The organism is Bartonella rattaustraliani AUST/NH4, assembly GCF_000312565.1.
GTDB classification, from domain to species: Bacteria; Pseudomonadota; Alphaproteobacteria; order Rhizobiales; family Rhizobiaceae; genus Bartonella; species Bartonella rattaustraliani.
In genome coordinates, this window is sequence record NZ_CALW02000008.1 from 20,423 (window position 1) to 35,797 (window position 15,375).

At 38.0% G+C, this 15,375-nt stretch carries 8 protein-coding genes and 2 pseudogenes; 9 read left to right on the forward strand and 1 reads right to left on the reverse strand.

Going from position 1 to position 15,375, the window contains the following annotated elements:
- Nucleotides 1-354: 354 nt before the first annotated feature.
- Nucleotides 355-716 (reverse strand): annotated as a pseudogene (locus BN67_RS11280) (Arm DNA-binding domain-containing protein); the annotation flags it as partial.
- Between the two features lie 921 nt (nucleotides 717-1,637).
- Here BN67_RS11280 and BN67_RS12455 point away from each other — a divergent pair.
- The 9 genes and pseudogenes from BN67_RS12455 (at nucleotide 1,638) to BN67_RS01135 (ending at nucleotide 14,763) form a co-directional block, all read left to right on the forward strand.
- Nucleotides 1,638-3,263: pseudogene (locus BN67_RS12455) on the forward strand (ABC transporter substrate-binding protein).
- A 431-nt stretch (nucleotides 3,264-3,694) separates the two neighbouring features.
- Nucleotides 3,695-5,125 carry an exodeoxyribonuclease VII large subunit gene (xseA, locus tag BN67_RS01100; protein ID WP_019222317.1) on the forward strand — a complete coding sequence of 477 codons (1,431 nt, stop codon included), beginning with the start codon at nucleotides 3,695-3,697 and terminating at the stop codon, nucleotides 5,123-5,125.
- The gene (locus BN67_RS01105) at nucleotides 5,103-5,729 is read left to right on the forward strand and encodes a DNA-3-methyladenine glycosylase I (RefSeq protein ID WP_026088098.1); all 627 of its coding nucleotides are present in this window, start codon (nucleotides 5,103-5,105) and stop codon (nucleotides 5,727-5,729) included. The genes xseA and BN67_RS01105 overlap by 23 nt, the downstream gene beginning before the upstream one ends.
- 1,623 nt (nucleotides 5,730-7,352) lie before the next feature.
- Nucleotides 7,353-8,978 (forward strand): ABC transporter substrate-binding protein, encoded by a 1,626-nt coding sequence (locus BN67_RS01110; protein ID WP_019222319.1) that lies wholly within the window; start codon nucleotides 7,353-7,355, stop codon nucleotides 8,976-8,978.
- Between the two features lie 384 nt (nucleotides 8,979-9,362).
- Nucleotides 9,363-10,994, forward strand: a complete 1,632-nt coding sequence (locus tag BN67_RS01115; protein ID WP_019222320.1) for an ABC transporter substrate-binding protein — start codon at nucleotides 9,363-9,365, stop codon at nucleotides 10,992-10,994.
- A gap of 110 nt (nucleotides 10,995-11,104) precedes the next feature.
- Nucleotides 11,105-12,178, forward strand: coding sequence for an ABC transporter permease (locus BN67_RS01120; protein WP_026088099.1), 1,074 nt, complete (start codon nucleotides 11,105-11,107; stop codon nucleotides 12,176-12,178).
- A gap of 2 nt (nucleotides 12,179-12,180) precedes the next feature.
- Nucleotides 12,181-13,113, forward strand: coding sequence for an ABC transporter permease (locus BN67_RS01125; RefSeq protein WP_026088100.1), 933 nt, complete (start codon nucleotides 12,181-12,183; stop codon nucleotides 13,111-13,113).
- The gene (locus BN67_RS01130) at nucleotides 13,106-13,981 is read left to right on the forward strand and encodes an ABC transporter ATP-binding protein (RefSeq protein ID WP_019222323.1); all 876 of its coding nucleotides are present in this window, start codon (nucleotides 13,106-13,108) and stop codon (nucleotides 13,979-13,981) included. Before BN67_RS01125 ends, BN67_RS01130 begins: the two co-directional genes overlap by 8 nt.
- Nucleotides 13,978-14,763: an ABC transporter ATP-binding protein gene (locus tag BN67_RS01135; protein WP_019222324.1), complete on the forward strand. Its 786-nt coding sequence runs from the start codon at nucleotides 13,978-13,980 to the stop codon at nucleotides 14,761-14,763. The genes BN67_RS01130 and BN67_RS01135 overlap by 4 nt, the downstream gene beginning before the upstream one ends.
- The last annotated feature ends 612 nt before the right edge of the window (nucleotides 14,764-15,375 follow it).

Below are 15,375 nucleotides of genomic sequence, written 5' to 3' on the forward strand. Positions count from 1 at the left end.
GTCTTCTTCTTTATAAAGAAGAAACAAGGTTTTTATTATTGTTTTTCTTATTTTTCTTTTGCGTTTACCATTTTTTGATGCTGATATAATATCTGCACTGTAATACTGGTGTAGTATCTGCACTTGTGTCTGCAATGCGTTTGTGCTTTGTTGGCATTTTTCGGGACATCTTCATAGTTTTTCTTTAAACTGCTTGACCTTCTTTTGTTTTTGGGAGTTTGCAAGGAAACAACTAATTTTGATGTTTTGCAGACGGTAAAAAGTTTTTCAGTATGTCAAAGTCTTTTGACAAGTTATGAATATGTTGTGTATAGAGTGAGATTTCAAGATATTTGATTGGGGAGAGGACTGTTCATCCTTTCCATCACCTTTTAATTTAGCTTTACGGCTTTCAAAAGTCTCTAAAGCACTGTCTTTAAGATAATGAAGATTACGCATTGTCTCACGCTTTTGTTTATTGCGTTCTTTAATGGGATCACGACCTTCACGTAAAACAGAACGCCACCGTGTTGCAGTTTCACGGGCTTGTTTTAAAGAAACATCTCTCAAGGCACCCAAGCCCATTTCACGACAGCGCCCGTGAATAGTATAGCGATAAAGCCATTGAGCTCCACCATCTTGACGCTTATGAAGGTACAAGCCGGCACCATCATTCACTTTACCAGCACCCAATGTTGCGACAGCCCTTGGCACTTAAGGCGATTCATAAGAGGCATTTTTCCTCCTTTCCTCTGTAATTTTTACCCATCTGCCAACCCCGCTTATGGCATAAAGCTAAATGAATAAAATTGATTCAATATGAAGTGATTTGAGATGAGAGAATCTTACAATATTCGGGGCTATGATTCAAGGTGAGAAACGATAAAAACCATTATAAATCAATGTATTATTCATCTTTGTAAAAACATAGTTTAAATATTAAGGTTGGATATTTCAGTCTACTTGAATGGACGAAATGGTAAATTGTTCGTTGCAAAAGAGAGGCAACGGATGAGAGAGATTTCGGGACTTCTGAGAGAGCGGGGGCCTTAGGATGCATTAGGAAAATTATGCGCGGGTATGTGGGAAAATATCAGATGACACTCTGCTTGTGCTGTAGGTTTTACGGCTTTTATCTTAAAGAGAAGGCAAGTTATGCATGGGGGATGTTTTTGGTATGGTTTTTCATGAAAATATTTACTTTCCCTTTTAAGGGAAGAGATAGTGGTCATCTTCGGTAAGTTTACAACTTATTTGAGCTTATCAAAATATCAAATTGTTATTGAGGTTTTTTATCAGTTGGAATGGCGTTGTGATGGCACTTGTTAGAAAGCTCCAAGAAGACAATTTGAAAAATATGATTTGTTTGGTGAGGCGAAGAAGAAGTCTTTGCCTTATGTATTCTCCATTATAGATGCTGTGCATGATCAACGAGGTCTGCCCTTTATCAATATATGAGACTGTTGTTTTTGCATATTGTCGTTTTGCTTATACGCCTTTAGGAGGTCATGGGCGGTAGGTGAGAGGTGCTGGTTCTGAGGGGTTTAGTGCTCTCTTATTTGCTTCTAATGAAGTGTGTTTTCTCGATCTGATTTTATGATTTTGCACGTGTTGTTGCATGAGGAATTTATCAAATAATCTTTAAAAGGATAAAGTTTATGAATTTGAAAAGAAAAATATTAAAAGGCAGCAGTCCTTTTATTTCTGCTTTTATTGCTGGGGGAATTTTTTGCAGCAAGCTGCAGCGAAAACACCTGCTGAGACTCTTGTGATGGCTTGGAATCTTGATGCAATCAGTACATTTGATCCTGCACAACTCAATGATCGTTATGGAACCGAAATCGTTGTTAATGTTTGTGATAATTTAGTTGAATCAGCTAAAGATGATGCCACGAAAATGGTTCCGTCTTTGGCAAAAAGTTGGGATATTTTGAGTGACGACCAGTGCACGGTGATTATTTTTCATTTGTGCGATGGTTTGAAGTTCAATGATGGTCGTTTTGCTGATGCCAATGATCTTGTTTGGAGTATGAGGCGAGTTGTTAAACTGAAGATATCTAATGCGGTGACATTTAATGAATATGGGATCACAGAACAAAATGTTGATGAGGTTTTTCAAGCATTAGATGAAAAAACGGTGGTGATGAACTTTGATAAGTCTTATCCTGCAGAACTGTTTCTTAGCCATTTATTTACGATCGTACTGTTGTTTTGCTCGACCGTGAGACGCTCATGAAACACGAATAAGAGGTGATATGGGAAACCAGTATTTGGCAAGCCATTCTGCTTGTGTTGGTCCTTATAAAATCAGGAGTTGGCGTCCTAGAGAGGCTCTTTTGTTGCAGGCAAGCGCTCATTATTGGAGGGAGGCGCCTAAATTAAAGAAGATTTTAATTCGCCATGTTGTAGAACTAGGAATGCAGCGTTTATTGTTGCAAAACATGATATCGATGTTGCACGTAATTTGTTGCCAGAGGATTTAGCAGATCTGCAAGCAACAACGGATATTAAAGTTGAAAAAGTGTTAGCGCCCTCCGTGATTATATGGGGTTTTAATGCGACAAGCCCTATTTTTCTAATGAATAAAGTGCGTTTGGCTATGCGCTATTTTATTGATTATGATGAACTCGGTAAGACTCTTCTTAAAGATGTTGATATTTCCCGTGCAAGTTTTATTCCTCTTGGTAATCTTGGCGCTTTAAATGAAAAAGAAGGACAACCCTTTAAACTTGATTTTAAAAAAGCAAAACAGCTTTTAACGGAGGCAGGTTATCCAGAGGTTTTGAAGCTAAGATTTATGCAGGGACTTCTCCTTATCCTTTTGCTTTGCCTATTGCTCAGTCACTCCAAGATAATGCAGCAAAGGTTGGGGTGGATTTTAAGATTGAACGTTTTGTGGGGACGCAATTGTTTTCAAAGTTTGAGGCACGCGCTTTTGATACGATTTTTTGGGATGGAATAATGGGTCTTCCGATCCCCACACAATGGCTGCACGTCTGATTTACAATCCTGATAATCGGTTTGAAGCAAAAAGTACAGCTTATGCGAGTTGGTGGTATGGTTATTTTGATGAAACTATGAATCAAAAGGTGAGAGAGGCATTGTTTGAAAAAAACTCACAAAAACGGGCGCAAATGTATGCTGATTTGCAGCGTGAAGTTATGCAGAAAGGACCCTATGCCTTTATTTATCAGATATATGTTTCTGTCGCGATGACGCCTAATGTGAAAAAATGGATTTGGAATAGTGCTCCCCATATTTTTTATAGTGCAATTGAAAAATAAGTGGATTTCAATGTTGTAAAATACAACAAAAGTGGAATCATGATATTCTCGGCGTTTTGTATATAACTGTTTAAGGGGTTTGCAAAACATCGGATTTTCTTGGTAATATAGTGATTTATTGTGTATAAAATGTCATTTTAGGATCTTCTTTTTAAGAGAGATATTTTCTCATGAAAGGTATTTTTGTCTAGATATGAAGAGTGAATATTTCAACTGTCATTGATACAATTTTACAATATAGAATCGATAACTCTATGTATTTTTATACGAGAGCTTTGGTATTCATTTACAGTTTTCAGTATCGATTTGAGACTCAGAATAGAGGTATTTGATTTGGTGCTTATGGACTTTTAGATGAAAATATAAATCAAAAGGCTAAAAATACAGTGTTTCAAAAAGGTTTATAGAAACTGGGTGTCAAAAATTGAAAAATGGTCAGTTTGTTTGGTGAAAAAACAGGTGCAACAAATGTTGTAGAATTTAGCGTTTCTGAGATAGCAGGGGCTTTGAAGCGCGTTGTTGAAGAGAAGTTTGGTTATGTGCGGGTGCGCGGGGAGATATCAGGTTATCGTGGCGCTCATGCTTCAGGGCATGCTTACTTTGCCTTAAAAGACGATAAGGCGCGGTTAGAGGCTGTTATTTGGCGCGGCATTATGGAAAAGCTTAAATTCCCTCCTGAAGAAGGAATGGAAGTTATTGCTGTTGGTAAACTAACAACTTATCCTGGATCATCAAAATATCAAATCATTATTGAAGCACTTGAGCCAACGGGGATTGGTGCTTTGATGACTCTTCTAGAAAATCGTAAGAAAAAACTTGCTGGTGAGGGGTTATTCGACGAATCCCATAAAAAATCCTTGCCTTATATGCCCCAAATTATAGGCGTTGTGACATCACCAACAGGGGCTGTTATTCGTGATATTATTCACCGTATATCGGACCGTTTCCCGTTGCATATTTTGGTTTGGCCTGTCCGTGTGCAAGGAGAAACAAGTGGACAAGAAGTAGCAGCGGCTGTGGAGGGTTTTAATGCACTTCCTTTAAAAGGGATCGTTCCAAGACCTGATCTGATTATTGTTGCACGGGGAGGAGGAAGTTTAGAAGATTTATGGGGGTTTAATGATGAAGCTGTTGTTCGTGCTGTTTATGCTTCTTCCCTTCCGGTGATTTCTGCTGTTGGGCATGAAACTGATTGGACTTTGATTGATTATGTTGCTGATTGGCGTGCTCCAACACCCACAGGGGCTGCAGAAAAGGCTGTTCCCGTTAAGCTTGACCTTGAAGTTTATGTGGCGTCTCTTGGTGCTCGTTTGCGTAAGGGGTTGGCGCGTTATTTCGATTTTCATCAACAAAAATTGCGTGCTGTTATCCGAGGACTTCCAACTGTCGATCAACTTTTTGCTCTTCCGCGCCGGGGTTTTGATGAAATTTCAAGTCGGTTACAACGTGCTCTTTCTATTCATTTTGATAAAAAACGTTTTTATTTTCAGGCGGTTGGTGTTCGTCTTTCGCTGCGTTTGCTAAATACGGAAAAAGCACAATGCAATACAAAGGAATATACTGCACGTCTTTACCGTGCCTTTGTGCGCAATGTGGAAAAACAACGCGCTCAAGTAGAAGTTGCGTATAGGCTTTTAAAAAGCACTTCGTATCAGAATATTTTAGAGCGTGGATTTGTTTTGGCTTTGGGAGAAGAGGATAAGCCTATTAAGAGATTGGCGCAGTTTCCTGAGATAGGGCAAGTCAGTTTGCGCTTTTTTGATGGTGAAATTTGTGTTTCAACACATGATCATGCTCTTAATAGGTCTTCAAAATCTAAACGATTAAAGTCGAAGCACGATGACCAAGGAACGCTCTTTTAATACGGGAAAGACGATGATTGATGAAGGACTTCTTATGGGGGCTGATGGAAAAGTTCGTTGCGCATGGGCAGGAACGGATCCACTTTATTGTGCTTATCATGATCATGAATGGGGGAAACCGGTTTTTGAAGATCGCCATTTGTTTGAAAAAATTTGTCTTGAAGGTTTTCAGGCAGGGCTTTCTTGGCTCACAATTTTAAAAAAGCGCTCTGCTTTTCGAGATGCGTTTGAGCATTTTGATTTTGAAAAAATGATCCATTATGATGAAAAAGAGATACAAATATTGATGCAAAATAAAGATATTGTTCGTCATCAAGGGAAAATTCGGTCAGTGCTCAATAATGCATTGAGAGCACAAGAAATTATCACAGAGTGGGGAAGTTTATCTCGTTATTTTTGGTCTTTTCAACCACCACAATCAGAGCGTTCTAGAAAAATAGATTTTCAAACATTTTTGGCAACCCCTATAACACCTGCTTCTCGTCGTCTTTCTGAAGATTTGAAAAAACGTGGTTGGACATTTGTTGGTCCTACAATTTGTTATGCTTTTATGCAATCTGTGGGGATTGTTAATGATCATCTTGAAGGGTGTTTTTGTCGGTAAATTTGTAAAAATCCTTTTCTCAAAGGGTCTCTTTAAAGGATATGGAATGGTTTTTCGGGCTTTTCATTGTTTATTACGTTTAGGGTGCCACACATGTTTTAAGCACTCAATGCTATTGGGATTGTTTGTTCCTATGTGCTTTATTCTTCATGCACGTGTGTTGAAAAAGAGGTTCTCATTGGTTTTAAAGCCTCTTTCACCGTAGGAGAGCGGTATAACAAAAATTCATGATGCATTGATTATCTCTGATTATATCAAGGTATCAGTGGGCACTCTCATTTTTTCAGTCTTTAAGAGTTGTGGCAATCTTTGCAGGAAGATCTTTTTATAAAAGACATTTATACGCCTTTTGGAAAGTGATTTTGTTTCCCTACAGTTTCTATTTATGCCATGTAAGGGGTTGGTGTTGATAGATTTATCATAAAAAAAAGTCTTTAAACGAAAGAACGTTACGATATTTAAATCTCTTTAATATGCGAAGTGAGGTGTTATCGTTGGGAAACAACATGTTGATGATAACAGATCTGTGGTGGGTGCTGTTGTCATCAACATTAGATCATAAAGGCAAAGTGTTTTCAGGTTGGTCAGTGTGAATTTCTTATAGAGTTATTCCATTTTTTTTAATTATCATGAAATAAACTTTTATGGAATTTACGGTAGTTTGTACATTATATATTGGGGCTGATTATCCAAATACTTGTATTATATTTTGTTATCTGATAGCTTTTCCTTTAAGACGTATTTTCTCTGTGTTTGAGCTCCAGTTTTTGGGAGGGGAAGCTTAAGATCAACAGGTTTGTCTTTACTATGGTGCTTTGTTAGATCTCTAGAATTTTCCGTTAGAAACAAGAGTGGGTACAGTGTACTATTGAGTGTTAGGTTCTGGTAGTCGCAAAGCAATGGTGAATGGGAAAGTTTGGAAAAGTTTATAGTCTATCAATTTTTTAGGGGAGGGGATGATAGGTTTCGTTTTCACAATGAAAACAATGTATTTTGTTTTGTAGCTTCTAGCCGATTATAATATTTTTGAAAGGATAGGCTTTAGAAACATTGGTGTTTCTTATCGCACGTTTATCTCTATCGGTTCATTTGGTATCATGAGAAAAGAAAGATTTCCTTTGAGTCTTGATCTTTAAAAGATTGAAGAGTTTTTTAGGATAGCAGGTTTTTTGTGAGGGTGTTTTTTCTGCTGTATTCTTGTTCAAATTATTTAGCTCTGTGGTAAGGGCCGTATATATTTTGAGTGTATATTTAAACTGAGTGTGTGAGAGGGATAATGATTTTTAGAGTTTGCATATTAAAGATAACGTATAAGGAATAGAATAGTGAATCTATAAATCTCTGGATGATGACTTTTCTCATTGATTTAAGAATAAGGTGTTGCTTATTGAGATGAATAAAAACTGCTTTGATGCGGATATAATATTGGCAAGAAATATGCGGAAAATATGTTGTGTTTTTACTATGATTTCATTGAGACTTAGCAATGAAGTTTAAGTGAGTAACTTTATTGTGAGAGTAAAAATGTGTTTATTCAATCTCTGTTGTCTTTGTTATTATAAATTTGTTGTGTCATTTCAGGATAATTAATTTAGTATAATAAACTTTGAAAAGGAAAACTCTATGAAATTGAAAAGAAAAATATGGAAAAGCAGCGGCTCTTTGATTTCTGTTTTTATGACACTGGGGATGTTTGTGCAACAAGCTTCCGCAAAGACACCTGCCGATACTCTCGTGATGGCTTGGAATATTGATGCGATTAATAGTTTTGATCCTGCACAACTTAATGACGTTTATGCAAGTGAAATTCTTGCTAATGTTTGTGATAATATGGTTGAGACTGCTACAGATGATCCCGCTAAAATGGTGCCTTCTATGGCAAAGAGTTGGGACGTTTCAGGTGATGATAAGAGTACAGAGATTACTTTTCATTTGCACGATGGTTTGAAGTTTAATGATGGTCGTTCTGCTAATGCTCATGATCTTCTTTGGAGTATGAAGCGGATTGTTAAATTGAAGTTGGCCAATGCAGCAATCTTTAATGAATATGGAATCACAGAGAAAAATGTTGATACGGCTCTTCAAGCACCAGATGCAAAGACGATAGTCATGAAGTTTGATAAGCCTTATCCAGCAGAGCTTATTCTTAATAATATCGTTGCCAACCGTGCTACAGCTTTGCTCGATCGTAAGACAATTATGAAGCACGAAAAAGATGGTGATATGGGAAACCGGTATTTAGCGAGTCACGCTGCCTGTGTCGGTCCTTATCAGTTGGTCAGTTGGCGTCCTGGAGAAGCTCTTTTGTTGCGTGCGAGCTCTCATTATTGGGGGACGGCGCCTAAGTTGAAGAAGATTTTAATTTGCCATGTCGCGGAACCTGGAACGCAGCGTTTATTGTTACAAAAGCATGATATTGATGTTGCGCGTAATTTGACGCCTGAGGATTTAAAAGATCTCCAAGCAACAACCGATATTAGAGTTGAAAAAGTTTTGGCACCATCCATGATGTATTGGGGCTTCAATACAACCAATCCTATTTTTTCCAGTGAAAAAGTGCGCTTGGCCATGCGTTATTTGATTGATTATCAAGGTCTTGGAAAAACTCTTCTCAAAGGGATTGGTGTTTCTCGTGCGAGCTTTATTCCTCTTGGTAATTTTGGTGCTTTGGGTGAAAAAGAGGGCCAGCCCTTTAAATTTGATCCTCAAAAAGCGAAGAAGCTTTTAACAGAAGCAGGTTATCCAAACGGTTTTGAAGCCAATTTTTTAATAGGAAACACTCCTTATGCCTTGGCAGTTGCTCAATCTATTCAAGATAGTGCTGCAAAAGTGAGTGTGCGGCTTAATATTGAACGTTTGGCAGGTACGCAATTGTTTTCAAAAGTTTATGCGCGTAATTTTGATACGGCTTTTATAGGCTGGAACAATGATTCTGCTGATCCTCATACAATGGCTTCACGTCTTGTTTTTAATCCTGATAATAGCTTTGAGGCTAAAAACACAGCTTATCCGAGTTGGTACCATGGATATTTTGATGCAAAAATGAATCAAAAAGTTGAAGATGCGTTGTTTGAAAAAGATCCACAAAAACGTGCGCAAATATACGCTGCTTTGCAAAGAGAACTCATGCAAAAAGGGCCTTATGCGTTTATCTTCCAGAAATATAGTACTGTCGCTATGACACCTGCTGTGAAAAAGTGGGTTTGGAATAGTGTTCCCCATATTTTTTATAGTGCAATTGAAAAATAATGAGCTCGTTAAGTCTTGTAAAATGCAAAAAAGCATTATCATGACATAATGTGATAAGAAATATCCTCCCACACAGAATACTTTGAAAGAATTTAGAGTATAAATTGTATGGGAGGATTTTTGCAGAACACGATTAAGAATGTCGGTTTATAAGAAATGTGATACTTGGATAAGTGTGGAAAAAGAGTTTTAGAGATATCGTTTTATTGATGGAGAAAATGCTACACGTTTTCGTTGGCGTTTTATGCTTGAGAGATTTGTTTTAGGAAGCCTTTTCTTACTTATGCCGTACTGTTTAAACTGAAACAGAGAAACCAAAAATACTGTAATTTTAAAAGATACAATGAACTGCACTAGGGATAGAATGAAAGAGGAGAAAACTGAATGTTAAGAAAAACTTTTATTTTGTTATACATAATTGTTTTTTTTAATAGCTCTATATTAGAAGCATTGGGTGCCACATCTAAAGATACTTTGGTGATAGCGTGGAATATTGATTCAATTAGCAGTTTTGATCCTGCGCAGTCAGTTGAGGTTGTCACAAGTGAGTTATTGACAAATATTTGCAGTGCATTGGTGCAATATGATAAGCGTGATCCCACAAAAATTCGTCCTGCTATGGCACAATCTTGGGATGTTTTAGATGACGGCAGGAGAATCGTTTTTCATCTTCGTGATGATTTGAAGTTTGATGATGGAAGGAAGGCGACAGCGCAAGATCTTGCATGGTCAATGAAGCGAATTGTTAAATTAGGATTTGCTTATGCTCAGTCTTTGATAAGCTACGGATTTACTAAAGATAATATTGAGACAAATATTCAGGCTCTTGATGATAAGACTTTACAATTGAAATTAGATAAACCTTATCCACTTCATCTTATACTGACTGTTATTGGGCAGTCTTATGCTTCTGCTTTACTTGATCGGAAAACGATTGAAGCAGAAAGTATTGGCGATGATATGGGCAATAAATATTTGGTGACGCATTCAGCTTGTGTTGGGCCTTATAAATTGGTAAGCTGGCTTTCCGGAGAAAAAGTTGTATTACAGGCGACCCAACATTATTGGGGGGATGTGCCTAAGATTAAGCATATTGTTGTACAGCATGTTGCCGATTCAGCAAGTCAGAGACTTCTTTTGGAAAAAGGCGATGTCGATATAGCCCGTGATCTCTCTTCAGGGGATATTTTAGATATTGAGAAACAGGGAGAGAAAAAACAAAGATGGAAAAAACAAGGAGGGACAATCAGGATTGTCCGTGTTTTGCGACCGCAAACGGTTTATTTATCCGTGAATAATAGAAATACAATTTTTGCTAACGAAAAAGTAAGATTGGCGTTTCGTTATTTAATTGATTATGAGGGGCTTGGAAAAACTGTTCTAAAGGGGATAGCAATTCCACGTGCAACCTATATGCCGTTGGGAATTCCTGGAGCTTTGGATGAAAAAGAAGGATTGCCGTTTAAGCTAGATTTAGAAAAGGCAAAGCAGTTGATCCGTGAAGCGGGTTATCCTGATGGTTTTAAAGCAAATATTTTAGTTGGGAGCCTTAATTATATGGCGTCTGTTGCGCAGTCTATTCAAGAGACTGCACGCAAAATAGGGATTGAACTCACAATCGAAAGAATGGCACAGAACCAATTGTTAAGTCGCGTGCGTGGTGGAAATTATGATACTGCCATTATGGGATGGGGGAGTGCTGATCCTGATGGACATCCTGCTTCATTAAATCATGTTTTTAATCCTGATCCAACATTTACTAAAAAGCATGGTATGTATTTGGCTTGGCGTGCTGGTTATTATGATGAAAATATCAATAAAATGGTGACCGATGCTTTATTTGAACGTGATCAAAACAAGCGTATTGCGCTGTATCGCACTTTACAGCATTATGTGCTTGAACATGGCCCTATGGTTTATTTGTTTCAAACATATTATACTCTTGGTATAGGACCTGCAGTAAAAAAATGGGTTTGGAATAGTTTTAGGCTTTACTACAATGATGCAGAAAAATAAAAACAAGCATGTTATAAATAAAAATTGTATAACGTGCTTGATTAGGTTTTCCTTTATTGTATAAGGAGGTTTTAGCTTTATGTTTTGTCGCTATGGAGGGGGATATACGAATGGTTTCACCATCTTTAGTTGCTGAAGGAGCAGTATCACAAAAGCAGAAAAGATTGGTTGTCTGGGACTTTTTTTTCAAGGGATTGAAGCTGCTGATTTCAGTTTTTATCACGTTGCTTGGTTTGGTGACCATTACTTTTTTTATCGGTCATCTTCTTCCTTTGGATCCGGTTCTTGCTATTCTTGGTGATAATATCAGCCAGGAAGCTTATGATGCAATGTTTTATAAGTTGGGGCTTGATAGGCCGTTGATTGTTCAGTATTGGAGTTATCTTCAAAATGTCTTTTTGTTTAATTTTGGAGATGCTTTAACTTCTGGGCGTCCTGTTTTAGAAGATATTATGCGCGTGTTTCCTGCAACATTGGAACTTGCCACGGTTGCTATTGTCATTGGTACGTGTCTTGGTATTCCGTTTGGTGTTTTTGCAGCAATGTATCGCGATTCCTTTATTGACTATTTTGTCCGTACTTTTACACTTTTGAGTTATTCTACTCCAACTTTTTGGCTTGGTTTAATGGCGTTGTTGATATTTTACGCTAAGCTTGGCTGGGTTGGTGGCCCAGGGCGTATTGATTTTCTTTATGAATATTCTTTTGAACCTAGAACAGGTTTTTTTCTGTGGGATACCTTTCGTCAAGGTGCATGGGATGCTTTTGCGAATGTCTTTAGTCATATTATTATGCCTGCTTTAATCCTGGCTTTTGGTGCTATGGCTTATATTAGCCGTATGACGCGTGGATTTATGATTGAACAGCTTAATCAGGAATATATCACGACAGCGCGTGTGAAGGGATTGTCATTGGCACGAACGGTTTGGGGGCATGCTTTCCGTAATGCAGCTGTTCAGGTGATTACTGTTGTTGCGCTTTCTTATGCTTCTCTCTTGGAAGGCGCTGTATTAACAGAGACTGTTTTTTCTTGGCCTGGCTTTGGGCATTATTTAACCAATGCTCTTTTGGCTGGAGATATGAATGCAGTTGTTGGGTGTACTTTGTTCGTAGGGTTTTTCTTTGTCGCTATTAATTTGTTTTCCGACTTGCTTTATCGCATCTTTGATCCAAGGACATGTTGAATATGACAACAGTAAATCATCATAATAAATCGCAATCGTCATTTTCTTTGGGGAGTTGGCTCAGTGAATCCGTTCCACGGTCAATGCTTCAAGCAAATGTACAAAGAATTTATCATGCATCAATGAAATTTTCTCGTAATCTTTCCGCTGTATTTGGTTTGGTGATTATTTTAATTATTATCTTCTGTGCGATTTTTGCTCCTTGGATTGCTACACATAATTTTGTTAGTAATGACCTTGCGCATCGCTTACACCCACCATCTATGTTGCATTATTTTGGGACAGATGAATTAGGGCGTGATATTTTTAGTCGTCTTGTTTTTGGGGCGCGTATTACTCTTTATGTTGTTTTTCTTACAACAATTATTGTGGGGCCAATCGGGCTAATCATTGGGACTGTCTCTGGCTATATAGGGGGATGGGTTGATACTGTTCTCATGCGCATTGTTGATGTTTTTCTTGCTTTTCCAGCTCTGATTTTAGCGCTTGCTTTTTCAGCCGCGTTGGGACCAGGCATTGAAAATGCATCTATTGCAATTTCTATTGCTGCATGGCCTCCAATCGCGCGTTTAGCACGTGCTGAAACTTTGACTTTAAGATCATCTGACTATGTTTCTGCAGTTCGTTTGCAAGGGGCCTTGGCTTGGCGCATTATTTTGTTTCATGTTGCACCAATGTGTATTCCTTCAGTGGTGGTCCGGTTGACGTTAAATATGTCTGGAATTATTTTGACTGCTGCGGGTCTTGGTTTTTTAGGGTTAGGGGCTCAACTCCCGAGTCCTGAATGGGGGGCAATGCTTTCGACAGGTCGTGAATTTATGATGACAAATTGGTGGTTGGCGGTGATACCAGGGTGTGCAATATTGTTTGCAAGCCTTGCCTTCAACCTTGTCGGTGATGGACTTCGTGATATATTGGATCCACGTAATGGGTAAAAAATTATTAGAGATAGAAGATTTACGTGTTTCTTTTCCTACAATGCGCGGCATTTCAGAAGTTGTGCGCGGTGTGAGCTTTTCTGTGGAAAAAGGAAAGATTGGGATTGTTGGTGAATCGGGATCAGGAAAGTCAATGACTGGGCGCGCCATACTCAAATTGAGTCCAAGAGCAGCAATTGTGAAAGCTCAAAAAATGTGTTTTGATGGTGTTGATTTATTGACTGCAAGTGAATCTCAAATGCGGACTATTCGGGGGAAGCGTATTTCCATGATTCTGCAGGACCCAAAATATTCTCTTAATCCGTTAATGCGGATTGGGACGCAGATTATGGAAGCTTACCGGATTCATTATCGTGTTTCAAAAGTTGAAGCGCATGAAAAAACAATTTCTATGTTAGAATCTGTTCATATTCGCGATCCTGAACATGTAATGCGATTATTTCCTCATGAAATATCAGGTGGTATGGGGCAACGCGTGATGATCGCTATGATGCTTATTCCTAAACCTGATCTCATTATTGCTGATGAGCCAACATCTGCGCTTGATATTACAGTAAGGCGTCAGGTTTTATCGGTGTTGGATGAGCTGGTGACAAAGTCTGGAACAGGGCTTATTTTTATTAGTCATGATTTAAATATGATTGCTGATTTTTGTGATCGTGTTTTGGTTATGTATGCAGGCCGTGTGTTAGAAGAATTGCCTGCCTGTGATTTATCTCGCGCATGTCATCCTTATACGAAAGCTTTGATCGCTAGTTTGCCACGGCTTAATAACCCAGTTGATGTTTTGTCCGTTCCTGAGCGCGATCCTGATTGGTTATATAATCCTACGATTGTTAATGGTGTTGAAGGGGGTGCTCCATGAGTAATTGTGAGAATATAATTGATGTTTCTGATTTATCTGTAACCTTTGGGCATCGTCACAAGGCTGTGACGGTTGTTAAAAGTGTCAATTTTCATATTAAGCGTGGTGAAGCTTATGGTCTGATTGGTGAATCAGGATGTGGAAAATCAACTGTTCTGAATACGTTAGTTGGACTTGTTTCAGATTGTAGTGGGTGCTTTGTTTTTGATGGGGAAGAAATTACAAAAAAAAGAGATAAGAATTTTCTCTCTCGGATTCAACTGGTTTTTCAAGATCCTTATGCTTCACTTCATCCAAGAAAAATGGTTCATACTGTTTTGATGGAACCTCTGAAAATCCATAAAATGGATAATCAAAAGGAACGGGTTCATGAGGCTCTCAATTCTGTTGGTTTAGATTCTTCATTTCTTTATCGTTATCCGCATGAGTTATCTGGAGGGCAACGTCAGCGTATTGCTCTTGCACGTGCTTTGATTATAGAGCCAGAAGTTTTGTTGCTTGATGAGCCTACATCTGCATTGGATGTATCAGTACAGGCGGAAATTCTAAATTTATTACAATCGTTACGAGAAGAAAAAAAGCTCACTTATTTGATGGTATCCCACGATCTTGCTGTTGTTGCGCACATTTGTGAACGTGTAGGAATTATGCATAAAGGGGTTATTCTTGAAGAGTTAAGCAATGATGATTTGCGCAGTTTACATGCGGAAAATGATTATACAAAAATGTTTTTTGAAGCAAGTATTGAACCTATTGTGTATAGAGAAGAAAGAGTACGATAAACTTTAATAATAGAAGAAAGAGTCAATTTTCTGAGAGAAGCTTTCGCTGTCATACTTTTATCTTATTCGGTATATTACGTACTGAGATACGTAAAGGCTTTAGGTGTGCGTGCTTTTTTGTTTTAAGAGCGGAAAAGATGTCGGAGAGCGTTCTTTTCATCATTGCATCCTTCGGTTAGTGAATCGAACTGTTAAAGCTTTTTTCTATTACAGTGTAAATATCTGCAGTTATGACGGAATAAGTGTCTAAGTAGTGAGCAACATATTGATTCATAATGATTATTTGTCATTACTCACTTTGAAGCATAACCCCGAATATCCGTAAGCTTCTTTCATTTCAAACCATTTTATGTTGCGTCAATTTTTTTCATTTGTTTATACGCCATAAGCGGGATTGGCATGAGGGGAAAATTATAGAGGAAAAGAGAAAAATATCTCTCATGAACCGCCTTAGTGCAAGGGCTCTCACAATATTATGTGTTCGTCAATATAATGATGGTGCTGGCGTGTGAGTTTGTATTTTCGTTTTTGAGTACAGTTAAATGCTTTCCGATCATTTTTGTTTTTTGCATGAATGACTTTATCTCTTTTTTTAGATACTTCTCTTTTTCT